We start from the raw sequence: 24,004 nt of genomic DNA on the forward strand, positions 1-24,004 counted from the left end.
ACCTTACAGAAATAACATTTCAGAATTGTAACTTCTCACAAATGATGTCTTTACCCCGTTGGAGGTAGCGTTAACTTTTATGAAACGTAAAACAGGCTACCTGAACCGATTCAATAGGCCAAAATTCGTCTTTATATTCATTTTTATTGCGTAGTTAGTCATTAAGGGTTAAAAGCGCCCATCGTAGCCCTATTTACAAATGGTTTCTTTTTGTTCGCTTCGTCATCACCCCTTCATAAAGCAGGTGCATTCGCCCGCGCTTATCACTATTCTCCATGATACAAAAGGCCTTTTAGTGATTTTATATTCCGCCTTGCGTAAAGAAATTAATACAGAAACGGAATTTCATAATTACACAACACAATAATGTCGACGCAGAATCACGCATAACAGGGCTGGTCATCAACTCTCAGCAATAGGGATAGCTATGCTATCTGGCAGGGACTGACAATAAAGCAACAGCCTGAAGGATGAAGCGTAAACGCAAAATAACCACACACGAGGTTTCATGATGGAAGGTCAACAGCAAGGCGATCGGCTAAAGCGCGGCCTGAAAAACCGCCATATACAGCTTATTGCTCTGGGCGGTGCTATCGGTACCGGCCTGTTTCTGGGCAGCGCGTCCGTTATCCAGTCAGCAGGTCCCGGTATTATCCTTGGCTATGCCATCGCCGGTTTTATTGCTTTTCTGATTATGCGCCAGCTTGGTGAGATGGTCGTGGAAGAGCCGGTGGCAGGTTCATTCAGCCATTTCGCCTATAAGTACTGGGGCGGTTTTGCCGGCTTTGCCTCCGGCTGGAACTACTGGGTGCTGTACGTTCTGGTCGCCATGGCGGAACTTACCGCGGTCGGAAAATACGTCCAGTTCTGGTGGCCCGAGATCCCGACCTGGGTTTCTGCAGCTATCTTCTTCGTTGCCATTAACGCCATCAACCTCACCAACGTGAAGGTCTTCGGCGAGATGGAGTTCTGGTTTGCCATTATTAAAGTCGTTGCCGTTGTGGCGATGATTCTGTTCGGCGGCTGGCTGCTGTTCAGCGGCAACGGCGGCCCACAGGCAACCGTTCGTAACCTGTGGGATCAGGGCGGCTTCCTGCCGCACGGCTTCACCGGGCTGGTGATGATGATGGCCATCATCATGTTCTCGTTTGGCGGCCTGGAGCTGGTAGGGATCACCGCGGCGGAAGCGGATAACCCGGAGCAGAGCATTCCCAAAGCCACCAATCAGGTTATCTACCGTATTCTGATCTTCTACGTGGGCTCGCTGGCGGTACTGCTCTCTCTGCTGCCGTGGACCCGCGTGACCGCAGACACCAGTCCGTTTGTGTTGATCTTCCACGAGCTGGGGGATACCTTCGTTGCCAACGCGCTGAACGTGGTGGTACTGACCGCCGCGCTGTCGGTCTATAACAGCTGCGTCTACTGCAACAGCCGGATGCTGTTTGGCCTTGCCCAGCAGGGCAACGCGCCGAAAGCGCTGATGAACGTCGACAAGCGCGGCGTTCCGGTGAATACCATCCTGGTTTCCGCCGTGGTGACCGCGCTGTGCGTGCTGATTAACTACCTCGCCCCTGAATCAGCATTTGGTCTGCTGATGGCGCTGGTTGTCTCTGCTCTGGTGATTAACTGGGCGATGATCAGCCTGGCGCACATTAAGTTCCGCCGGGCGAAACAGCAGCAGGGTGCGGTTTCCCGCTTCCCGGCCCTGTTCTACCCGGTCGGTAACTGGATCTGCCTGCTGTTCATGGCCGCAGTACTGGTCATCATGCTGATCACTCCGGGCATGGCCATTTCCGTCTACCTGATCCCGGTGTGGATTGCCGTTCTCGGCGTCGGCTACCTGCTCAAACAAAGAAACGCCAGCGCCGTAAAAGCACATTAATACATCTCCAAACTCTGTGCCCGCTGCATCTTTGCGGGCACAGAGCACTGTTACCCACCTCACACTTCCCCTGCATCAGTCGTTTTGTCCATATCGTTAACCTGATACTGCAACGCATTTAACAACATATCAGCAAATAATCCTTCCATACCGCAACGGGGAGGATCTCCAGATGGCAGACAATAAGCTTTCAGTTAAAGAAAAGATTGGCTATGGGATGGGCGATGCCGGATGTAACATCATTTTCGGCGCCATCATGCTGTTTGTTAACTATTTTTATACCGATATATTCGGCCTTGCTCCGGCGCTGGTCGGCGTATTGCTGCTCTCGGTACGCGTTATTGACGCCGTGACCGACCCCATCATGGGCGCGATGGCCGACCGCACCCGCAGCAAATATGGCCGCTTTCGCCCGTGGCTGCTGTGGATAGCCTTCCCCTACGCCCTGTTTAGCGTCCTGATGTTCACCACGCCCGAGTGGACGTATAACAGCAAGGTTATCTATGCCTTCGTCACCTACTTCCTGCTCTCGCTGACCTATACCGCCATCAATATTCCCTACTGCTCGCTGGGCAGCGTCATTACTAATGACCCCAGGGAGCGCGTTGCCTGCCAGTCCTACCGCTTTGTGATGGTCGGGATTGCCACGCTGCTGCTGTCGTTAACGCTCCTGCCGATGGCGGACTGGTTCGGCGGCGCCGATAAAGCCAAAGGCTACCAGATGGCGATGACCGTGCTGGCGCTTATCGGCATGTGCATGTTTTTATTCTGTTTCGCCACGGTACGTGAGCGCGTACGTCCGGCGGTGCAAACCAATGACGAACTGAAGAAGGATTTTAAAGACGTCTGGAAAAATGACCAGTGGGTGCGCATTCTGCTGCTGACGCTGTGCAACGTCTGTCCGGGCTTTATCCGTATGGCCGCCACCATGTATTACGTAACCTGGGTGATGCAGCAAAGCACCCACTTCGCGACCCTGTTTATCAGCCTCGGCGTCGTTGGGATGATGATCGGCAGTATGCTCGCCAAGGTGCTGACCGACCGCTGGTGCAAGCTGCAGGTATTTTTCTGGACCAACATCGTGCTGGCTATCTTCTCCTGCGCCTTCTACTTCTTCGACCCGCACGCCACCACGATGATTATGGTGCTCTACTTCCTGCTTAACATCCTCCATCAGATCCCATCGCCGCTGCACTGGTCGTTGATGGCCGACGTTGATGACTACGGCGAGTGGAAAACCGGCAAACGCATCACCGGCATTAGCTTCTCCGGCAACCTCTTCTTCCTGAAGCTTGGGCTGGCGGTAGCCGGGGCGATGGTCGGCTTCCTGCTCTCCTGGTACGGCTATGATTCCGGGGCCAAAGAGCAAAGCGCCTCCGCCGTAAACGGCATTGTTCTGCTGTTCAGCATTATTCCGGGCATCGGCTATCTGCTGACCGCAGGGGTGGTGAGGATGCTAAAAGTTAATCGCGAGTTTATGAGCCAAATCCAGGCCGACCTCGAGAAGCGCCGCGTCAACTACGGCGAGCTGAACGACCTTCAGGACCTGAAAACCAGCGAACAGATAAGGAAAGCCTGATGAACAACTGGCCGAATCCGTTTATTGAACAGCGCGCGGACCCGTTTATTCTGCGCCATCGCCAGCACTACTATTTTATTGCTTCGGTCCCGGAGTATGACCGGCTGGAGATCCGCCGCGCCGCCACGCTGGAGGGCCTGCGCGAGGCACCGCCGGTAGTCGTCTGGCGCAAGCCGGAAAGCGGCCCGATGAGCCAGCTGATTTGGGCGCCGGAACTGCATGAAATTGACGGAAAATGGTACATCTACTTCGCGGCGACCCATACCCACGATCTCGACGCGCTGGGCATGTTCCAGCACCGCATGTTCGTGCTTGAATGCGATGACGGCGATCCGCTAACCGGCAGATGGAGAGAAAAAGGCCGGGTGAAAACGCCCTTTGATACCTTTGCGCTGGATGCCACCACCTTCCGTCATCAGGGAAAGCAGTGGTATCTCTGGGCGCAAAAGGCCCCGCATATCGACGGCAACTCGAATCTGTATCTGGCAGAGCTGGAAAACCCATGGACGCTGAAAGGCGATCCCGTGATGCTGAGTAAGCCGGAGTTTGACTGGGAGTGCCGTGGTTTTCTGGTGAACGAGGGCCCGGCAGCGCTGTTTCATGAGGACAAACTGTTCGTGAGCTATTCCGCCAGCGCCACGGATGAGAACTACTGCATGGGGCTGCTGTGGATCGACCGCCAGGCCGACCCGCTGCGGCCGGAGAACTGGCATAAATCGCCGCAGCCGGTGTTTTGCACCAGCGATGCGAACCGCCAGTATGGTCCCGGGCACAACGCCTTTACGCAAACGGAGGAAGGAGAAGACGTGCTGGTATATCACGCGCGAAACTACACCGAAATTGAAGGCGACCCGCTGTACGACCCTAACCGCCATACGCGGCTGAAGCGGATCGTCTGGCAAGAAAACGGGATGCCTGATTTTGGCATCCCGCCTGCGGATACAGACTAAGCGTCGCGCCCGCCGCCGGGCGGGCGCTTAAATCAGCGTGCCGTAAATCGTCAGCAGGGCCATAATCACCACCACCACCAGCGACGTTTTCTTGGCCATTGAGACGGCGGCCTTTGGCGTCTCGACCTTGTCGACATGCGGTTCACGGGCAAGCGAGAACTGCGCCAGGCGCGTTAGCACCTGATACTGCGACGAATGGCGATCGCCCAGCGAGGCGAACCACGCGGGTAGCGCCTTCTCCCCGTGACCAACCAGCGCGTAAACCACACCAACTAGCCGCACCGGCACCCAGTCCACAACGTGCAAAATGCCGTCAATTCCTGACTGTAGACGGTGGTGCGGCGTTTGATAGCGGGCCAGCCACGACTGCCATGCGCGCAGAACGCTATAGCCAATCAGCGTGATCGGGCCCCACGGCCCGCCGACCACAAACCAGAACAGCGGCGCAAGGTAGTAGCGGTAGTTGATCCACAGCAGGGCATTCTGCAGTTCGCTGAGGTATTCGCGATTGTCGCAGCCCGGCGGAACGCCGTGGATAAGCGTCAGCTCGCTGGCCATCGCGTCGCAGGCATGCTTATCGTTGCGGGAAGCGGCCTTCAGGTAGGCGTGATAGTGCAGACGGACTTTGCCGGCGCCAATGCACAGCAGGCCAAGCAGGATCCAGAACACCAGCAGCGGGACGTTAAACAGCACGCCCTGCAGCAGGCGCTGAATAATGTATACCGCGACCATCGCCACCGCCGCCATCAGCAGCGTGCCGAAAAGCGAGAAGCGCTTCACGCGACGGAACAGGACCTCGAGGCGATGATCAAGCTGCCAGTGCTCACCCAGCTTAAACAGGCGTTCGGCGATGAGAACCAGCAGCGTAGAAAACAACGTCATGGCATCTCCTTATCTGACGAGGCGGTCAGCAGACCGCGAAATTTTGCCCAGTCAAACGCCGGGCCGGGATCCGTTTTACGCACCGGCGCGATATCGCTATGGCCGGTCATGTTTTCAGCGATGGCCGGATACAGCGCGGTCAGCAGCCGCGTAACCTCGGCCAGCTGCTGATACTGCGCGTCGGTATAAGCCAGCGTATCCGTACCTTCCAGCTCAATACCAATAGAGAAGTCGTTGCAGCGCTCGCGCCCCTGATAGCAGGATACGCCGGCATGCCACGCGCGCATATCGAAAGGCACATATTGCACGATTTCACCATCGCGGCGAATCAGACAATGCGCCGAAACCCGCAGCTGAGCGATCCCGGCAAAATAGGGATGCGCGTTGGGATCGAGCGTACCGCTGAACAGAGCATCAATCCACGGACCGCCAAATTCACCCGGCGGCAGGCTAATATTATGCACCACCAGCAGAGAGGGGGTTTCATCGTCCGGGCGGCAATCATGGTGCGGCGAAGGTACCCGACGCACGCCCACCAGCCATCCTCCGTTCAACTGCATTGCGGAGTCTCCTTTCACTAACGCATGCTCCCGGGCCGCACATGGCCCGGGGATGCCGATTATCATACACAAATTCGTTCGGAACCGATCGCCGCAGCCGGCGGGCGGAAAATGCGCCATCCGCCAATTCAACCTGCCCGCCCTTTAGCAAAGGAGCAGGTGCCGCGCCTCAACCTCTACAGCGCTGGCACGCCAACGCTGCAATAGCCTGAAGGATGAAGAGTATATGGTGTAGAAACGTCGTTCAGGTTAGCATGTTTCCCACTTCTGAATCTTATCTATCTGGAGCTTTATCATGTCGCCTCGTCGCTACAACCCCGACCGCCGCCGTGACGCGCTGCTGGAACGTATTAACCTCGATATTACCGATGCTGTAGCCCAGTCCCTGCGCGAAGATTTAGGCGGCGAAGTTGACGCTAACAACGATATTAGCGCGCAATTATTGCCGGAAAGCGCACGCTCGCACGCGGTGGTCATTACGCGTGAAGACGGCGTGTTTTGCGGCAAGCGCTGGGTGGAAGAGGTCTTTATTCAGCTGGCCGGCGATGACGTCAGCGTCACCTGGCTGGTTGACGATGGCGACGCGGTCAAGGCGGATCAGCCGCTGTTTGAGCTGCAGGGCCCTTCCCGCCTGCTGCTGACCGGCGAGCGTACCGCGCTGAACTTCGTGCAGACCCTATCCGGGGTCGCCAGCGAGGTGCGCCGCTACGTGGATCTGCTGGCGGGCACCAAAACCCAGCTGCTCGATACCCGTAAAACCCTGCCCGGCCTGCGCACCGCGCTAAAATACGCCGTCCTGTGCGGGGGTGGCGCAAACCACCGCCTGGGGCTGTTCGATGCCTTCCTGATCAAAGAGAACCACATTATCGCCTCCGGCTCCGTGCGCCAGGCCGTCGAGAAGGCCTTCTGGCTGCATCCGGACGTGCCGGTAGAAGTTGAGGTTGAGTCCCTCGAAGAGCTGGATGAAGCCCTGAAGGCCGGGGCCGATATCATCATGCTCGATAACTTCACACCTGACCTGATGCGCGAAGCGGTGAAGCGCACCAGCGGCCAGGCCGCGCTGGAAGTCTCCGGCAACGTCACCTTCGAGACGATCCGTGAATTTGCCGAAACCGGCGTCGATTACATCTCCGTTGGCGCTCTGACCAAACACGTCCGCGCGCTCGACCTGTCGATGCGTTTTCGTTAACGCTCCGCCCCGGCACGGTTCGCCTGCCGGGGCGCACGCTTTGCGAGTGCGATCTCAGCGCTTTACCCTCACTCTGTAATAAGTAAAGAAAGCCCGGAAAGCCGCTTCCTGAGCGCTCATTTACCGCTCGTCATCCTCCCCGCAGACCGCCACAGTGCTCCCGACGCTAATAAGGAGCAAACGATGGACAAACAACGCGGCTTTACCCTTATCGAACTCATGGTGGTGATTGGCATTATCGCCATTCTCAGCGCCATCGGTATTCCCGCCTACCAGAACTATCTGCGCAAGGCGGCGCTGACCGATGTGCTGCAAACCTTTATTCCCTACCGCACGGCGGTGGAGCTCTGCGCCCTTGAGCACGGCGGCCTCGCAAGCTGCGACGGCGGCAGCAACGGCATTCCCGCGCCCGCCACCACGCGCTACGTTTCCGCCCTGACCGTGGCTCAAGGCGTCGTCACGCTTAGCGGGCAGGAGAGCCTCAACGGGCTACGCGTCACCATGACGCCGGGCTGGGATAGCGCAAATGGCATTACCGGCTGGCAAAGAGAGTGCGACATCGCCAGCGGCAGCGCGCTCAAGCAGGCGTGTGAAGACGTCTTCCGCTTTAACTGAGGCCAACGCGATGAAAGCCGAAAAATTGATCGCCCTCTGTCAGCGCTACCATGCCCTGGTGCTTAACAGCGATGAGCAAACCCTCTCCATCGCGGTCGTAGACTCTCCGCCGCCTGAGCTGATGGAAGCGCTGCGCTTTGCCACGCAAAAGCGGATCGATATCGAATGCTGGAGCCAGGAAAAAATGAATCAGCGCCAGCAGTCGTCCGCACAGCCCGGGCCATCTGCCGCCAGCGGCGAAGCACCGACCGGCATCATCGACCAGGTCAATCAGCTTCTGGAGCAGGCGCTGCGCCAGCGCGCATCTGATATCCACGTCGAGCCTGGCGAAAATAGCCTGCGCATACGCCTGCGGGTCGATGGGGTCCTCCATCCGCTTGCGCCGCTCGCCGCCGAACTGGCGCTACCGATAACGGCGCGGCTAAAGGTGCTCGGGAACCTTGATATTGCCGAACACCGCCTGCCGCAGGACGGTCAGTTTACTCAGACGCTCTCGGGACAATCGGTCTCATTTCGCATCGCCACCCTGCCCTGTCGCTATGGTGAGAAAATCGTTCTGCGCCTGCTGCATCAGGTGGAACAGGCGCTGGATCTGGAGGCGCTCGGCCTCTCCCCAGAGCAGCTTGCCGCCTTTGTCTCGGCGCTCAATCAGCCCCAGGGGCTGCTGCTGGTCACCGGACCAACCGGCAGCGGTAAGACCATCACGCTCTACAGCGCCCTGCAGAAGCGAAACCGCGATGAGGTTAATATCTGCAGCGTAGAGGATCCGCTGGAAATCCCTATCGCCGGCATGAATCAAACGCAGATCAACCCGCGATCCGGACTAACCTTTAACAGCGTTCTGCGCGCGCTGCTGCGTCAGGATCCGGACGTTGTTATGGTCGGCGAAATCCGCGATGCGGAAACAGCAGAAATTGCGATCAAAGCGGCGCAAACCGGACACCTCGTGCTCTCAACGCTGCACACCAACTCGACCAGCGAAACGCTTATTCGCCTGCAGCAGATGGGGATCGCCTGCTGGATGCTCTCATCCGCGCTATCGCTGGTCATTGCTCAGCGCCTGGTGCGCAGGCTATGCCCGCACTGCCGCCGGGAGGCTGATGGCGGCATTGACGTGCCGCACAGCCTGTGGCCGCGCCGGCTGCCCCGCTGGCAGGCGACGGGCTGTCGACACTGCTATCACGGCTACTATGGGCGCCAGGCGCTATTTGAGGTGCTCCCGATAGGCACCGCGCTGCAGCAGGCGATTTCCCGGGGGCTGAGCACGGTGGAGATTGAGGCCCTGGCGCGTGAGGCCGGAATGACGACGCTATTTGAAAGCGCCTGCCTGGCCATTGAGCAGGGGCTGACCTGCTTTGAAGAGGTGGTCCGCGTGCTGGGGCTCCCCCATGGCGACTGAACGCCTTTGGCGCTGGCGCGGGCTTGATGCTAAAGGATCGCTCTGCCACGGCTCGCTGTGGAAAAGCTCCCGCCAGGAGGTGATGCAGACGCTGCAGCATGAACGGATTATCCCCCTCGCGCTCCGCCGCTGCACGGTACGTAGCGCGCTTTGGCATCCGCGCTACAGCGGCCAGATTATCCACCAACTGGCGACCCTCTTACAGGCGGGACTGCCGCTCGCCGAGGGGCTGGAGCTGCTGGCGCAGCAGCAGACGGGCGCACAGTGGCAGGCGCTGCTGCGAACGCTGGCTCAGGATCTCGCGCAGGGCATCTCGCTTTCCAGCGCGCTGGAAAGATGGCCGCAGGCGTTTCCTCCGCTCTATCTGGCGATGATCCGCACCGGAGAACTTACCGGTAAGCTGGATCTTTGCTGCTTTCATCTGGCTCGCCAGCAGCAGGAACAGCTGCAGCTGAGCGAAAAGGTCAAAAAGGCGCTGCGCTATCCGCTGATCGTTCTGCTACTGGCGCTGCTGGTGGTCATGGGTATGCTCACCTTTGTCCTGCCGGAGTTTGCCGCTATCTACCAGACGTTCAACACGCCGCTCCCTCAGTTGACCAAAGTAGTGATAAGCGCCGGAGAAAGCCTCAGCAACCGCTGGCCGCTGCTGCTGCTGATGGCGATACTGCCGTTTCTCCTCAACCGGCTGGCCCATCGTCGCCGCTCGTGGCTACTTCGGCGACAAAAGCTGCTTCACGCTTTGCCGGTAGTCGGAAAGCTAATAGGCGGACAGCGGCTCAGCCAGATATTTACCGTTTTAACCCTCACCCAGAGCGCCGGCATCAGCTTTATCCAGGGTCTGGAGAGCGTAGAAGAGACGCTAAGCTGCCCGCTTTGGCGCCAGAGAATCCATCAGGTTAATACGCAGATTGCCCGTGGGACCGCCATCTGGCAGGCGCTGGCGAACAGTGAAGGATTTACCCCGCTATGCCTGCAGCTCATCCGCACCGGTGAGGCTTCAGGGTCGCTGGATATCATGCTGGAGAACCTGGCCCGCCATCATAGCGAACGCACGCACCGCCAGGCAGAGGGCCTGGCCACGCTTCTGGAACCGATGCTGCTGCTGATAACCGGCGCCGTCGTTGGCATCCTGGTGGTGGCGATGTATTTACCCATTTTTCATCTGGGCGACGCCATTAGCGGAATGGGGGGATAGCGGCTGGCGCAGAAGGTGCGCCAGCAAACGGCATTACAGGCTGTTGAACACGCGGTTCTCTTGTTCCTGTACGCGAATAAAGGTCGTGCGTTTGGTCAGCTCTTTCAGGCGGGAAGCGCCAACATATGTGCAGGCAGAGCGCAGGCCGCCGAGAATATCACGGGCGGTGTTCTCAACCGGGCCGCGCAGGAGAAGCTTAACGGTTTTACCTTCCGCCGCGCGGTACTGCGCAACGCCGCCAACGTGACGGGTCATCGCGGATTCGGAGCTCATGCCGTAGAACAGCATAAACTTCTCGCCGTTCTCTTCAACAACGGTGCCACCGCTCTCTTCGTGACCTGCCAGCATACCGCCCAGCATGACGAAATCAGCGCCGCCGCCGAAGGCTTTGGCGACGTCACCTGGCGTGGTGCACCCACCGTCGCTGACGATCTGGCCGCCAAGGCCGTGGGCCGCATCGGCGCATTCGATAACCGCAGAGAGCTGCGGGTAGCCAACACCGGTTTTCACGCGGGTAGTACACACGGAACCCGGACCGATGCCGACCTTCACGATATCCGCGCCGGATAGAATCAGCTCTTCGCACATTTCGCCGGTCACGACGTTACCCGCACAGATCGTTTTCAGCGGCCAGGCTTCGCGCGCCTTCGCCACGAACTGCACAAAATGCTCGGAATAACCGTTTGCCACATCAATACAAACGAAGCCGAGCTGCGGGTTCTGCGTCAGGATCTGTTTGGTTTTTTCGAAATCAACATCCGACGTACCGGTAGAAACCATGACGTACTTCAGCACATCGGCAGACGTGGTCTGCACAAAGCTGCACCACTCTTCTACGGTGTAGTGCTTATGGACGGCAGTCAGGATCCCGAATGAGGCCAGCGCTTTTGCCATACCAAAGGTACCGACGGTATCCATATTCGCGGCGATGATCGGCACGCCGGACCAGGAGAGGCCAGAATGTTTAAAAGTGAATTCACGTTCCAGTTCAACATCAGAACGACTTTTGAGGGTAGAGCGCTTGGGGCGGATAAGGACGTCTTTAAAACCAAGCTTCAGATCTTCTTCAATACGCATGTGCGGATTCCTGGGGTTAATTGCATTATTGTGAGAGCACAACTCCAGTGACGTTATCATACGCACGAATCATGACTGCGCAAGACTGCGATTTTCACTTTTTTTACGCTACAATCGTACAAATTTACCTGGTGGATTGAGAAATGCGCGCTCGCGACAATCAACGGCCAGAGCGTTATTTTTAACCATTTGATTTATATGTACAAAGCAATCCAGTATTCGTCGTAAAAGTCTCCTCCGGCTCGAAGCAGCCTGACGGGGCCCCCACCGCAGAGTCACGGCTCGTGAAGCGCGGGCGCTGCTGAAAAGTCAATGTGTATATGGTCAGTTTCAGGAACGGGGTATATGAGGTATACGGTAGCGTTAACGGGCGGCATCGGTAGCGGTAAAAGCACCGTAGCCGATGCATTCTCTCACCTCGGTGTTAACGTTATTGACGCCGACATTATCGCCCGTCAAGTGGTCGAGCCTGGAACCCCTGCGCTACTGGCAATTGCCGCTCGTTTCGGCCAGCAAATGATTAACGATGACGGCACGCTGAACCGCCGCAGCCTACGGGAACGCATCTTCGCTCACGCCGAGGATAAAACCTGGCTTAACGCGCTGCTGCACCCGCTCATTCAGCAGGAAACCCACCGTCAAATTCAGGCTGCGTCTTCTCCTTATGTTCTCTGGGTCGTTCCCCTGTTGGTCGAAAACAATCTCGTCGCCAACGCCGACCGCGTGCTGGTCGTCGATGTTGCAAGAGAGACGCAAATAGCGCGAACCATACTGCGCGATCGGGTTAGCCGTGAGCACGCAGAACGCATTCTTGCCGCCCAGGCCACGCGTGAACAACGCCTCGCCGCTGCAGATGATGTCATTGAAAATATGGGCCCTCCGGATGCCATCGCGTCGGATGTCGCCCGCCTGCACGAAAAGTATCTAATGCTGGCATCGCAGGCCGCCTCACAGGAAAAATCGTAATGCATACCCCTGTTCTATTTGAACATCCCCTCAATGAGAAAATGCGCACCTGGCTGCGTATTGAATTTTTGATTCAACAGCTCTCCGTGTACCCGACGATCGCCACCTACTCGGATGCGCTCCACTTCTTCCGTAATACGGGCGATCTGCTGGACGTTCTCGAACGCGGCGAGGTGCGGACGGATCTGCTCAAAGAGCTCGAGCGGCAGCAGCGTAAACTGCAGTCCTGGGCAGAAGTGCCGGGCGTCGACCGCAGGCGTATTGACGAATTGCGCCAACAGCTAAAGCACGCCGGCAGCGCGCTGATGTCTGCCCCGCGCATCGGTCAGTTCCTGCGAGAGGATCGTTTAATTGCGCTGGTTCGCCAGCGACTGAGCATTCCGGGAGGCTGCTGCAGTTTCGATCTCCCCACGCTGCATATCTGGCTGCATATGCCTCAGGAGTATCGCGACGAGCAGATTAATCGATGGTTAGCGAGCCTGCAGCCGCTCACCCAGGCGCTGGTGCTGATCCTCGATTTGATCCGCAACTCTGCGCCCTTTCGCAAGCAGACCAGCCTCAACGGTTTTTATCAGGATAACGGCGATGATGCCGATCTGCTGCGCTTACGCCTCGATCTTGCCAGCCAGCTGTATCCGCAAATTTCTGGCCATAAAAGCCGCTTTGCCATTCGCTTTCTCCCGCTGGACAGCGAACTCGGTATCGTCCCCGAGCGCTTTGATTTTGAACTGGCCTGTTGTTAAGGAGGAAAGATGTCAAAAGAGACAATCGTTAACTGCCCGACCTGCGGTAAAAATGTGGTCTGGAATGAGCACAGCCCGTTTCGGCCATTTTGCTCAAAACGCTGCCAGCTGATCGATTTAGGTGAGTGGGCTGCGGAAGAAAAACGCATTCCCAGCGCAGGCGACCTGTCCGATACCGATGACTGGAGCGAACAGCAGCAGTAGCGCCGCGACGGCAGAAAATCCCGGAGATGACCTTGCGTCCTGTCCGGGCCATTTTCTCAGCGGGCGGCGTGCACTAATTTGCTGATAATCGGTTCGTTGGCCGGCGGAAACTCCTCGGCCAGCAGCTCCCGCTGGGCAATCCAGCGCCCCGGCTGCCCCTCTTTACCCCAGGGTTCGCCCTCCCAGTCGTCCACCAGCCAGAACCACAGCGTAATATGCCGGTCGGGAAACTGATACTCCAGCTTATCAAACAGGCTGGACGCGCGTACGGTAATGCCAACCTCTTCCTGCAGTTCGCGCACCAGCGCCTGCTCGGCCGACTCTCCCGCTTCAATTTTGCCGCCGGGAAACTCGAGCTTATTTGCCATATGCGCATCGGCGGCACGCTGGGTAATAAAGATTTCACCCTGCGGGTTACGGATGATGCCAACGGAGATTTGCAGTATTTTCATTGTGCTAATTCCATAAAAAAGGCGCAGATATCTGCGCCTCTATTTTTATTCTCTGAGCTTAGCTCAGACGACCATGGCACTGCTTATATTTTTTACCGGAACCACACGGGCAAGGATCGTTCCGGCCAACCTTACGCTCGCCGGTTTCCTCAGCCAATGCGGCCGCCGCCAGGGTATCGTCATCCTGATGGCTCAGCTGCTGCATCTGCGCCAGGCGCTCCGCCTCTTCGCGACGCTGCTGCTCCATCGCTTCAACCTCTTCCGGCATCCGCACCTGTACCTTGCTCAGGGTGCTGATCACTTCATACTTCAGGGATTCAAGCATCGCCGCAAACATCGAGAACGATTCACGCTTGTATTCCTGCTTCGGATCTTTCTGCGCGTAGCCGCGCAGATGGATACCCTGACGCAGGTAGTCCATCGCCGCCAGGTGCTCTTTCCACAGGGAATCCAGGGTCTGCAGCATCACGCCTTTTTCGAAATGACGCATCATTTCGGTGCCCACGACTTCTTCTTTACGCTGATAGGTTTCTATCGCGCTCTGCAGAATACGCTCACGCAGGGTTTCTTCATGCAGTTCAGGCTCTTTGTCCAACCACTCTTTGAGCGGCAGATCGAGATCGAAGTCGTTTTTCAGACGTTCCTGCAGGCCTTCGATATCCCACATTTCCTCCAGGGACTGCGGCGGAATGTGCGCATCGATAGTCGTTTTGAAAACGTCTTCGCGAATACTGTTGATGGTTTCGCTAACATCAGATACGTCCAGCAGTTCGTTACGCTGGCTGTAGATGGCCCGGCGCTGATCGTTAGCCACGTCATCATATTCCAGCAGCTGCTTACGAATATCAAAGTTACGGCTTTCAACCTTACGCTGCGCGTTGGCGATCGCTTTGGTGACCCACGGGTGTTCAATCGCTTCGCCCGGCTTCATCCCCAGCTTACGCATCATGCCCGACACGCGGTCAGAGGCAAAGATGCGCATCAGGGCATCTTCCATCGACAGATAGAAACGAGAAGAACCGGCATCACCCTGACGACCTGAACGGCCGCGCAGCTGGTTATCGATACGGCGAGACTCATGACGCTCGGTACCGATAATGTGTAAACCACCGGAGGCCAGCACCGCTTCGTGACGCACCTGCCAGTCGGCTTTGATCTGGGCGATCTGCTCTGGAGTCGGATCTTCCAGCGCGGCGACTTCCGCCTGCCAGCTGCCGCCCAGCACGATATCCGTACCACGACCGGCCATGTTGGTGGCGATGGTGACCGCAGCCGGGTAGCCGGCCTGAGCCACGATATCCGCTTCGCTGGCGTGGAACTTAGCGTTCAGGACATTGTGTTTGATGCCCGCTTTGGTCAGCTCCTGCGAAACCACTTCCGATTTTTCGATAGAAATCGTACCCACCAGAACCGGCTGGCCGGCGGCAGTACGCTCTCTGATATCTTCAATGATCGCCTGAATTTTTTCTGCTTCGGTCATATAGACCAGATCCGCCATATCCTTACGGATCATCGGACGGTTGGTCGGTACCACGACGGTATCCAGCTTATAGATTGAGCTGAATTCGAAAGCTTCGGTATCCGCAGTACCGGTCATCCCCGCCAGCTTCTCGTACAGACGGAAGTAGTTCTGGAAGGTGATGGACGCCAGCGTCTGGTTCTCGTTCTGGATATCAACGCCTTCTTTGGCTTCGACGGCCTGATGCAGACCGTCTGACCAGCGGCGACCCTGCATGGTACGACCGGTGTGCTCATCGACGATAATAACTTCGCCGTCTTTTACGATGTAGTCAACGTCGCGGGTAAACAGCACGTGCGCGCGCAGCGCCGCGGTCACGTGGTGCATCAGCATAATGTTAGTCGGTGAATACAGGGATTCGCCTTCATCCATAATGCCTTCGTTGACCAGCAGCTCTTCAATCAGCACCAGACCGCGTTCGGTCAGGTTCACCTGACGCGCCTTCTCGTCTACCGAGAAGTGGCCTTCACCGGTAAAGGTGTCGGAGTCCTCTTTATCCTGGCGCACCAGGTGAGGAATGATCTTGTTCACTTTCTTGTACATTTCCGAGCTGTCTTCAGCCGGGCCGGAAATGATCAGCGGCGTACGCGCTTCATCGATAAGAATGGAGTCAACCTCATCCACCAGCGCATAGTGCAGCTTACGCTGTACACGCTCTTCCGGACTGAACGCCATGTTATCGCGCAGATAGTCGAAGCCGTATTCGTTGTTGGTGCCGTAGGTGATATCGGCGGCGTAAGCTTCCCGCTTGGCCGGAGCTGGCAGGCCCGACATGTTGATACCGACGGTCATACCGAGGAACTCAAACAGCGGACGGTTGTTTTCAGCATCACGCTGCGCCAGGTAGTCGTTGACGGTCACGACGTGCACGCCTTTACCGGACAGCGCGTTCAGGTAGGCCGGGAGGGTAGCGGTCAGCGTTTTACCTTCACCGGTACGCATTTCTGCGATGCAGCGCTCGTTGAGCACCATGCCGCCAAGCAGCTGTACGTCAAAGTGACGCATACCGAATACGCGCTTACTGGCTTCACGTACCACGGCAAAGGCTTCCGGGATCAGGCTTTCTACGCTTTCGCCTTTTGCCAGACGCGCGCGGAACTCTTCTGTTTTAGCCTTCAGCTCATCATCAGAGAGCTTCTCCATGGCAGGTTCCATGGAGTTAATCAGCGTCACGGCTTTGCGCATACGGCGCAGTGTACGATCGTTACGGCTACCGAAAACTTTAGTTAATAATTTGATTAGCATAATAAAATCTCAAACGCCCCGCGATGCGGAGTCACAAAAAATAGAATGATCCGTTTTTAGTTCAGCTGAGGCGTTGGGGTCCGGCGCGTATCCCGGTGACCTGGCTAATCCAGGCCGAGACGCAAAAAGCGCGATGGGAGGGGTTGTATGCCACCTGACGCACAATGACCGGCGGCTTGCTTTCCTGCGTCAGCAGCGCGCTGAGCGTATCAAGCAGGGCCAGATGCTGCGCCTGTAATGGCGAAGACGCTTCCGCAACCGGCAGCGCCTGGGGCGCCATGGCAAATGAGAGATGACGGATAACCGTGCGGATGGCGTGCTGATGCCAGTAGTCGACGGTAAAGTTTGGCCGGCGGTTGGCTTCCAGCAGTGCAAGCTGGGAGAAATTAACTTTATTCGGCGTGTGGCTACTGGCCGTTGCTTTCGCCGGTGATGCCGTTTCGTGACTATTGCTTAACGCAGGCAGGCCAAAGCTAGCCGCGACCATCCCCAACAGGAGATGCGGCCAGAAATACCGTCTGCCAAACTGTCGCCAGCGCGTCAGCAATCCACTCACGTCCATTACCTTTAGTTGAAGCAACCCCAGGAAATAATTTTGCGCCCAAATATTACCATTAATACCGCGCCACGGCAGCAGGAATGAAAGCTTTGCGCAGGTAAAAGCGGTCAATTAAGCAGCGAACGCGCGGCGTCAACGATGGTTGAATCGGGGTAAAATGAGAACCGGGAGGTAAAAAAGAAAAACGACTGGCTCCCTGGCCGGAGAGAGTACCAGGTTACCAGTCGATTTTACTGAATGGTCAGGCTTACGCCATAACCATTGATGGTGCACGGAATGCCAGCGGCATTTCTGCTTCGTCTTCGAAGGTCACATACTCCCAGGCTTCCTGTTTTGCCAGAACGGCCTGCAGCAGTTTGTTATTCAACGCGTGACCTGATTTGAACGCCGTGAATGCACCGATGATATTGTGACCACACATAAACAGGTCACCAATCGCATCCAGCATTTTGTGGCGCACAAACTCATCTTCAAAGCGTAAGCCGTCTTCGTTCAGTACGCGATAATCGTCAACAACGATGGCACAATCGAAGCTGCCGCCCAGGCACAGGCCACGGGACTGCAGATATTCGATATCACGCATAAAACCGAAGGTACGCGCACGGCTAATCTGGCGCATAAATGCATCAGCAGAGAAGTTCATCGCATAGCGCTGGTTGCTTGAGTCAATCGCCGGATGGTTAAAATCGATGGTAAAGTCCAACGAAAAACCATTGTACGGCTTAAACTCAGCCCACTTGTCGCCATCTTCGACGCGAACGGTCTCTTTAATGCGCACAAATTTCTTGGCGCAGTTCAGTTCATCTATGCCGGCATCCAGCAGCAGATAAACGAACGGAGCAGCACTGCCGTCCATAATCGGGATTTCCGGTGCATCGACTTCAATAACAATGTTGTCAATGCCCAAGCCAGCCAGTGCGGCATTCAAGTGCTCGACCGTTGAAATCCGCACGTCATGCTCGTTCACCAGGCAAGTACAGAGCATGGTATCACGCACAGATTTGGCATCAGCCGGAAAATCAACCGGTGGATTCAAGTCGGTGCGACGATAGATGACCCCGGTATTTGCCGGCGCAGGTCGTAACGTCAGTGTGACTTTCTTGCCGGTATGCAAACCGACGCCAGTCGCCTGAACGATACGTTTAAGAGTCCTTTGTTTGATCATCGTATAATCTCGCCAAGTTACCTATCCAACCGAAGTGTATAACACTTTCGGACGGGCAGTTTAGCACAAAGAGCGCTGATGCCCAACTTCCAGCCAATTCTTAATCGGCTTGCTTACGCAGGAAGGCCGGGATATCCAGATAATCCGGCTCTTTCGCGGTTTGCGGCGTATTGTCGTTCACCACTTTCGCTGCCGGTTTCTGCTCTTGATTCAGCGGCGCCATACCGTGCTGCTGGTAGCGATCCATTACCGGCTGCTGAACCTGCTTGTTGGTTACCAGGGTAATTTCCGGACGTTTGTCCATACCAATACCGGTAGCCACAACGGTCACGCGCAGTTCGTCGTTCATATCCGGATCCAGAGAAGTACCGATAACCACGGTGGCGTTATCCGATGCGAATGCGCGGATAGTGTTACCTACGGTTTCGAACTCATCCAGACGCAGGTCGAAGCCAGCGGTGATGTTGACCAGAACGCCGCGCGCGCCGGACAGATCGATATCTTCCAGCAGCGGAGAAGAAATCGCCATTTCAGCCGCTTCTTCCGCACGGTCTTCACCGCTCGCCACGCCGGAGCCCATCATCGCGTAGCCCATTTCGGACATCACGGTGCGCACATCCGCAAAGTCGACGTTCATCAGACCCGGACGGGTAATCAGCTCGGCGATCCCCTGCACAGCGCCTTTCAGTACGTCGTTTGCTGCGCCGAAGGCGTCCAGCAGCGAAATGCCGCGACCAAGAACTTTCAGCAGCTTGTCGTTCGGGATAGTGATCAGTGAATCGACGTGCTTGGAGAGCTCGGTGATCCCCTGCTCGGCAAAAGCCATACGCTTCTTGCCTTCAAAATTGAAGGGCTTGGTCACAACTGCAACGGTCAGGATACCGAGATCCTTCGCCACTTCTGCAACCACAGGTGCCGCACCGGTACCGGTACCGCCGCCCATACCTGCCGCGATAAACACCATGTCTGCGCCGTCGAGAGCAGCACGCAGCGCTTCACGGTCTTCATCCGCCGCATTGCGGCCGACTTCCGGGTTGGCGCCCGCGCCCAGACCTTTGGTAATACCGCTACCAATCTGAATAGTCTGGCCAACGGCCGTTTTACGCAGCGCCTGCGCGTCGGTGTTCACCGCGAAGAATTCAACACCCTCGATGCGCTCGCGCACCATGTGCTCTACGGCATTACCGCCGCCGCCACCGACGCCGATGACTTTAATCACCGCGTCGTTGGTTAATTCCATTGGTTCAAACATAGTTTCTCTCCGTCTTGTGCCTGTCGCCTGAGAACGCTAATTTTCTGCGTTCTCTTAAAAAATTAAAACTCTTTTCGCAGCCAGCTATTTAGTCGCTTAATCCACGAGCCAACTGATGCAGTTACGCGTTTTTCCACTTCTGCTTCACCACTAAGATGAGACTCCTTCCCGTAGTGCAGCAACCCAACCGCCGTTGAATAATACGGCTCCTGGGCATAATCCGTTAAACCGGTAATGTTTAGCGGCGCACCGATACGCACCTGCGTATGGAACACCCGCTGCGCGCAGGCGGCAAGGCCTTCAATTTGCGCCGCGCCGCCGGTTAACACAATCCCCGCCGCCAGATGATGCTTCACACCCTGCTGGCGAAGCTGCTCCTGCAGCTGCAGGATCTCTTCATTAACCAGGTTGAGCAATTCGGTATAACGCGGCTCAATAACCTCCGCCAGCGTCTGACGCTGCAGGCTGCGCGGCGGGCGTCCGCCTACGCTCGGAACTTCGACGTTTTCGTCTTTACCGACGATTGAGCCCAGCGCGCAACCGTGGCGCACCTTGATCGCTTCGGCATCGCTCGGCGGCGTACCGAAGGCGTAGGCGATATCGCTGGTCACCACGTTGCCCGCGTACGGGATCACCTTGGTATGACGCAGCGCGCCGCCGGTATACACGGCGATATCCATTGTACCACCGCCGATGTCCACAACGCAGACACCCAGCTCACGTTCATCTTCCGTCAATACGGAATAACTGGCCGCTAAACCGGCGAAAATGAGCTGGTCCACTTTCAGACCGCAGCGCTCCACCGCTTTAACAATATTTTTTGCCATATCGTTATGGCAGGTAATCAAATGTACTTTTGCCTGCATACGGACGCCGGACAGGCCAACCGGGTTTTTAATCCCCTCCTGGTAGTCAATGGCGTACTCCTGCGGGATGACGTGCAGTACGCGATGTTCATCGCGTACGCGGACCGACTTGGCGGTATGCACCACGTTCTCTACGTCGTCCAGCGTCACCTCTTCTTCTGAAATCGGCACCATACCAATTTCATTTTGACAGCTAATATGTTTACCTGAAAGCGCCAGGTACACTGACGAAATCTGGCAATCAGCCATCAGTTCGGCCTGGTCAATGGCGCGCTGTACGCATTTCACCACGGATTCCAGGTCGTTAACCCCGCCTTTATCCATACCACGCGATGGGCAGCTGCCCACGCCAATGATATTAACCACGCCGTCGGGCAGAACTTCCCCTACTAAAGCGGCAACCTTCGCGGTGCCAATCTCCAGTCCAACTACCAGCTTTCTGTCCGTCGCCTTGATCATTGTTGTTCTGCCTGTGCCTGATTCTGTTGTTGATTAGTTTCCTCAGCGGGAGCAGGCACCCAGCCTACCGCCGCGCCCGAGTCATAGCGCAAATCAACGTAGCTTATCCGTTTGCCATCGGTCTGCGCCTGCTGCTGAAGAACCGGGTAAAGTTCCATAAAGCGCTGAAGACGTTTCATGGTGTCGCCTCGGCCAAGGTTGAGCTTAATATCGTTATTAAGCGTCAACTGCCAGGAGCGACGCGCGGTCATCGCCGCCACTTTCAACGTGAATTTATCCTTTGCCAGCACCTGCCCCATGTCGCGATATCCTTGCAACACTTCGTTCTCGCTGCCTTCCGGGCCATACAGCATCGGTAAATTCTGTTTATTGGTGCGATCCGCCGGGACGCTGAAAGAATTACCTTCTACGTCCACCATATGCTGATCATTCCAACGCGCAATCGGCACATATTCAACCAGATGAATCTTCAATTCGTCCGGCCACTGCTTTCTGACGCTCGCCTGTTTAATCCACGGCAGGCGCTCAATCTGACTTTGGATGATATTCACATCCTGGGTCATAAAGGTTCCCGGAGAACCCAGCGCCAGAATTGCCTGGCGAATATCGTCATTACGCGTGTAGTGACGCTCACCGGTTACCACCATCTTGGACAGCGGTAAACGCTGTGCGTCTTCCATCCAGCCCAGAACCATCCACCCGCTGACCAATACGGTACACAGCACCGCCAGCAGGAAGAAAATCCCCGCCAGACGAGTTCCATTACTTCGGCGCGAAGAAGACATTTCCTCTTCTTCTTCGTGGTTCCGCGTATTCAGCGCAGCCTGCGACATATCACCCCGCCAGGTCCAAAATTCGAACAACAAGCTGTGAGAAGCTCATCCCCGCCTGACGCGCCGCCATCGGCACCAGGCTATGGCTGGTCATGCCAGGAGAAGTATTCGCTTCCAACAGATAAAACTGGCCATTGCTGTCCAGCATGACGTCAATCCGTCCCCAGCCGCTACAGCCGAGAACATTCCAGGCTTTCAGTACCAGGGCCTGAATTTCTGACTCGCGGGCAGGATCCTCACAACCTGGGCAGAAATATTGCGTCTCATCAGAGAGATACTTCGCTTCATAATCATAGAAGGTTCCAGCCACATGGATACGAATTGACGGTAAAATTTCTTCACCGACGATAGCAACGGTGAATTCCGGTCCACTGAGCCATTTCTCAATCAGAACTTCATCATCATGCTGAAAAGCCAGCGTCAATGCATTGCGTAATTCACAGCTTTCGCTAACTTTCGACATGCCGACGCTTGAACCTTCACGGCTCGGCTTAATAATCAGCGGCAGCCCAAGCGCCGTAATCTGCTGCGCGACCTCCTCGGTAAGGCCCGCGTTGAACTGCGAACGGGTCAGCGCCACCCACGGAGCAACGGGTAAGCCCGCGCCCTGCCACAGTAATTTACTGCGCACTTTATCCATGGAGATCGCCGAAGCCATCACGCCGCTGCCGGTATAAGGCAGCTCAATCAGCTCCAGCAGCCCCTGCAACGTTCCATCTTCTCCACCGCGGCCGTGCAAAGCAATAAACGCTTTCTTAAAACCCAGTTGCTTTAGCTGGGTAATGTCGACATCACGGGGATCGACAGGATGAGCGTCAACGCCCGCCTCACGCAGGCCGGCAAGCACCGCCGCGCCGGAGTTGAGCGACACCTCTCGCTCGGCGGAGGTCCCGCCGAAAAGAACCGCGATCTTATCAGCCACGGCGCTCCTCCTCCGCTTTATGCGGCATGAGTTTGATTTCAGCCAGGTGGCGGGCAATTTTTCCGATATTCCCCGCCCCCTGCACCAGCACCAGATCGTTCCCGGTCAGCACGGACGCCAGCATCTCGGCCGCCTGGGCCGGGTCGGAAAGCAGAATCGGGTCCACCTTGCCGCGGCCGCGAATAGTGCGGCACAGGGAGCGGCTATCCGCCCCCGGGATCGGCGCTTCACCGGCGGAGTAGACATCCAGCATCAGCAGCGCGTCGACCTGGGTCAGCACGTTGGCAAAATCGTCGTACAGATCGCGCGTACGGGTAAAGCGGTGCGGCTGGAACAGCATCACCAGATTTTTATCCGGCCAACCGGCGCGGGCCGCCTTGATGGTCGCATCCACTTCCGTCGGGTGATGGCCGTAATCATCAATCAGCATCGCGCTGCCGCTTTTACCGTTGACCTCAGCCAGCGGATATTCGCCGAGGAAATCAAAGCGACGGCCGGTGCCCTGGAAGGCTTCCAGCGCCCGCAGGATCGCATCGTCTTCAATGCCCTCTTCCGTCGCCACCGCCACGGCCGCCGCCGCATTCAGGGCATTATGGCGACCCGGTGCGTTTAGCGTGACCTGGATGACCTCTTTGTCCTGGCGCACCAGGCGGAAATGGCCCTGCGCGCCAAGCTGGCGATACTCTTCAATACGCACGTCGGCATCGTCGCTAAAGCCGTAAGTCGTCGTCTGGCGGCCTACGCGCGGCAGCAGTTCACGAATGACCGGATCGTCCACGCACATCACCGCGCGTCCGTAGAACGGCAGGTTGTGCAGGAAGTTAACGAACGTCTGCTTCAGGTTTTCAAAATCGCCGTGGTAGGTATCCATGTGATCGGCTTCGATATTGGTCACAATGGCAACCATCGGCTGCAGATGCAGGAACGAAGCGTCGCTCTCATCCGCTTCCGCAATCAGATAGCGGCTATGCCCAAGACGGGCGTGCACGCCCGCGGCCTTAACCAGCCCACCGTTGACGAAGGTCGGATCGAGGCCGGCCTCCGCATAAATACTCGAGACCATCGCGGTGGTCGTGGTTTTACCGTGCGTGCCGGCAATCGCGATACCGTGACGAAAACGCATCAGCTCCGCCAGCATCTCCGCGCGACGGATAACCGGAATACGCGCTTCATGAGCGGCAACAATCTCCGGGTTTTCCGCAGAGATTGCGCTGGAAACCACCACCACACTGGCATCGCGCACGTTTTCAGGGCGATGGTTGAAATAGATAGTGGCGCCAAGCTTAGCCAGCTGCTGCGTAACCGGATTCGGCGCCAGGTCGGAGCCGGAAATCTGGTAGCCTTCGTTGGCCAAAACTTCGGCAATACCGCCCATACCGGCACCGCCAATGCCAACAAAGTGAATGTGCCGGACGCGACGCATCTCGGGCACTATGGAACGCAGTTTTGCCAAATCTTGTGTATTCATTCTTTACGCCATCAACTTCTCTA

General features: G+C 56.8%; 22 protein-coding genes. 10 read left to right on the forward strand and 12 right to left on the reverse strand.

The features are described 5' to 3' along the window. Positions 1-508: 508 nt before the first annotated feature. The 3 genes from aroP (at position 509) to GVK32_RS16575 (ending at position 4,411) form a co-directional block, all read left to right on the forward strand. On the forward strand, positions 509-1,882 hold the full coding sequence (aroP, locus tag GVK32_RS16565) for an aromatic amino acid transporter AroP (RefSeq protein WP_123552731.1): 1,374 nt from the start codon (positions 509-511) through the stop codon (positions 1,880-1,882). 172 nt (positions 1,883-2,054) lie between these two features. Further along, the gene (locus tag GVK32_RS16570) at positions 2,055-3,461 is read left to right on the forward strand and encodes a glycoside-pentoside-hexuronide (GPH):cation symporter (protein ID WP_159869626.1); all 1,407 of its coding nucleotides are present in this window, start codon (positions 2,055-2,057) and stop codon (positions 3,459-3,461) included. Beyond that, the gene (locus GVK32_RS16575) at positions 3,461-4,411 is read left to right on the forward strand and encodes a family 43 glycosylhydrolase (RefSeq protein ID WP_115193559.1); all 951 of its coding nucleotides are present in this window, start codon (positions 3,461-3,463) and stop codon (positions 4,409-4,411) included. The genes GVK32_RS16570 and GVK32_RS16575 overlap by 1 nt, the downstream gene beginning before the upstream one ends. A 27-nt stretch (positions 4,412-4,438) precedes the next feature. Here the strand turns inward: GVK32_RS16575 and ampE are convergent, their stop codons facing one another. Together ampE and ampD are read right to left on the reverse strand one after the other, a co-directional pair. Beyond that, positions 4,439-5,293, reverse strand: coding sequence for a beta-lactamase regulator AmpE (ampE, locus tag GVK32_RS16580; RefSeq protein WP_159869629.1), 855 nt, complete (start codon positions 5,291-5,293; stop codon positions 4,439-4,441). Beyond that, complete coding sequence (gene ampD / locus GVK32_RS16585; protein WP_159869632.1) at positions 5,290-5,853, reverse strand: 1,6-anhydro-N-acetylmuramyl-L-alanine amidase AmpD; 564 nt, start codon at positions 5,851-5,853, stop codon at positions 5,290-5,292. Before ampD ends, ampE begins: the two co-directional genes overlap by 4 nt. Before the next feature lie 295 nt (positions 5,854-6,148). Here ampD and nadC point away from each other — a divergent pair, with 295 nt between their 5' ends. The 4 genes from nadC (at position 6,149) to hofC (ending at position 10,251) form a co-directional block, all read left to right on the forward strand. After that, positions 6,149-7,042, forward strand: a complete 894-nt coding sequence (gene nadC, locus GVK32_RS16590) for a carboxylating nicotinate-nucleotide diphosphorylase (RefSeq protein WP_123710100.1) — start codon at positions 6,149-6,151, stop codon at positions 7,040-7,042. A gap of 183 nt (positions 7,043-7,225) precedes the next feature. After that, positions 7,226-7,657: a prepilin peptidase-dependent pilin gene (gene ppdD, locus GVK32_RS16595; RefSeq protein WP_159237425.1), complete on the forward strand. Its 432-nt coding sequence runs from the start codon at positions 7,226-7,228 to the stop codon at positions 7,655-7,657. A gap of 10 nt (positions 7,658-7,667) precedes the next feature. After that, positions 7,668-9,056, forward strand: coding sequence for a type II secretion system protein GspE (gspE, locus tag GVK32_RS16600; protein ID WP_159869635.1), 1,389 nt, complete (start codon positions 7,668-7,670; stop codon positions 9,054-9,056). Continuing rightward, positions 9,046-10,251, forward strand: a complete 1,206-nt coding sequence (gene hofC, locus GVK32_RS16605) for a protein transport protein HofC (protein WP_159869638.1) — start codon at positions 9,046-9,048, stop codon at positions 10,249-10,251. Before gspE ends, hofC begins: the two co-directional genes overlap by 11 nt. 33 nt (positions 10,252-10,284) lie before the next feature. Here the strand turns inward: hofC and GVK32_RS16610 are convergent, their stop codons facing one another. Then, positions 10,285-11,328 carry a GMP reductase gene (locus tag GVK32_RS16610; RefSeq protein ID WP_159869641.1) on the reverse strand — a complete coding sequence of 348 codons (1,044 nt, stop codon included), beginning with the start codon at positions 11,326-11,328 and terminating at the stop codon, positions 10,285-10,287. A 345-nt stretch (positions 11,329-11,673) separates the two neighbouring features. Between GVK32_RS16610 and coaE the strand changes: the two genes are divergently transcribed. The 3 genes from coaE to yacG are packed head-to-tail and all read left to right on the forward strand — an operon-like array spanning position 11,674 to position 13,241. Continuing rightward, entirely contained in the window at positions 11,674-12,294 is a 621-nt protein-coding gene (coaE, locus tag GVK32_RS16615; protein WP_159869644.1) for a dephospho-CoA kinase, read from the forward strand. Continuing rightward, the gene (zapD, locus tag GVK32_RS16620; protein ID WP_159869647.1) at positions 12,294-13,037 is read left to right on the forward strand and encodes a cell division protein ZapD; all 744 of its coding nucleotides are present in this window, start codon (positions 12,294-12,296) and stop codon (positions 13,035-13,037) included. The genes coaE and zapD overlap by 1 nt, the downstream gene beginning before the upstream one ends. Positions 13,038-13,046: 9 nt before the next feature. Then, positions 13,047-13,241 carry a DNA gyrase inhibitor YacG gene (yacG, locus tag GVK32_RS16625; protein ID WP_041144058.1) on the forward strand — a complete coding sequence of 65 codons (195 nt, stop codon included), beginning with the start codon at positions 13,047-13,049 and terminating at the stop codon, positions 13,239-13,241. Between the two features lie 56 nt (positions 13,242-13,297). On the opposite strand, the gene mutT is transcribed toward yacG, so the two are convergent. The 9 genes from mutT to murC form a co-directional block, all read right to left on the reverse strand. Beyond that, on the reverse strand, positions 13,298-13,693 hold the full coding sequence (gene mutT / locus GVK32_RS16630; protein ID WP_159869650.1) for an 8-oxo-dGTP diphosphatase MutT: 396 nt from the start codon (positions 13,691-13,693) through the stop codon (positions 13,298-13,300). Between the two features lie 58 nt (positions 13,694-13,751). After that, entirely contained in the window at positions 13,752-16,457 is a 2,706-nt protein-coding gene (gene secA, locus GVK32_RS16635; protein ID WP_159869653.1) for a preprotein translocase subunit SecA, read from the reverse strand. A gap of 61 nt (positions 16,458-16,518) precedes the next feature. Beyond that, on the reverse strand, positions 16,519-17,013 hold the full coding sequence (gene secM / locus GVK32_RS16640; protein WP_200842900.1) for a secA translation cis-regulator SecM: 495 nt from the start codon (positions 17,011-17,013) through the stop codon (positions 16,519-16,521). Between the two features lie 250 nt (positions 17,014-17,263). After that, entirely contained in the window at positions 17,264-18,181 is a 918-nt protein-coding gene (gene lpxC / locus GVK32_RS16645; RefSeq protein ID WP_041144054.1) for a UDP-3-O-acyl-N-acetylglucosamine deacetylase, read from the reverse strand. Positions 18,182-18,281: 100 nt separating this feature from the next. After that, positions 18,282-19,433: a cell division protein FtsZ gene (gene ftsZ / locus GVK32_RS16650; protein WP_041144053.1), complete on the reverse strand. Its 1,152-nt coding sequence runs from the start codon at positions 19,431-19,433 to the stop codon at positions 18,282-18,284. Between the two features lie 62 nt (positions 19,434-19,495). Continuing rightward, positions 19,496-20,758 carry a cell division protein FtsA gene (gene ftsA / locus GVK32_RS16655; protein WP_004857881.1) on the reverse strand — a complete coding sequence of 421 codons (1,263 nt, stop codon included), beginning with the start codon at positions 20,756-20,758 and terminating at the stop codon, positions 19,496-19,498. Then, positions 20,755-21,591: a cell division protein FtsQ gene (gene ftsQ, locus GVK32_RS16660; RefSeq protein ID WP_041144052.1), complete on the reverse strand. Its 837-nt coding sequence runs from the start codon at positions 21,589-21,591 to the stop codon at positions 20,755-20,757. Before ftsQ ends, ftsA begins: the two co-directional genes overlap by 4 nt. Position 21,592: 1 nt before the next feature. Next, positions 21,593-22,513, reverse strand: coding sequence for a D-alanine--D-alanine ligase (locus tag GVK32_RS16665; protein WP_159869659.1), 921 nt, complete (start codon positions 22,511-22,513; stop codon positions 21,593-21,595). Then, a complete protein-coding gene (gene murC / locus GVK32_RS16670) occupies positions 22,506-23,981 on the reverse strand; it encodes a UDP-N-acetylmuramate--L-alanine ligase (RefSeq protein WP_123710108.1) in 1,476 nt (491 codons plus the stop codon). The genes GVK32_RS16665 and murC overlap by 8 nt, the downstream gene beginning before the upstream one ends. Positions 23,982-24,004: the final 23 nt, after the last annotated feature.

The organism is Klebsiella sp. 18074 (genome assembly GCF_902705905.1).
GTDB lineage: Bacteria > Pseudomonadota > Gammaproteobacteria > Enterobacterales > Enterobacteriaceae > Klebsiella > Klebsiella terrigena.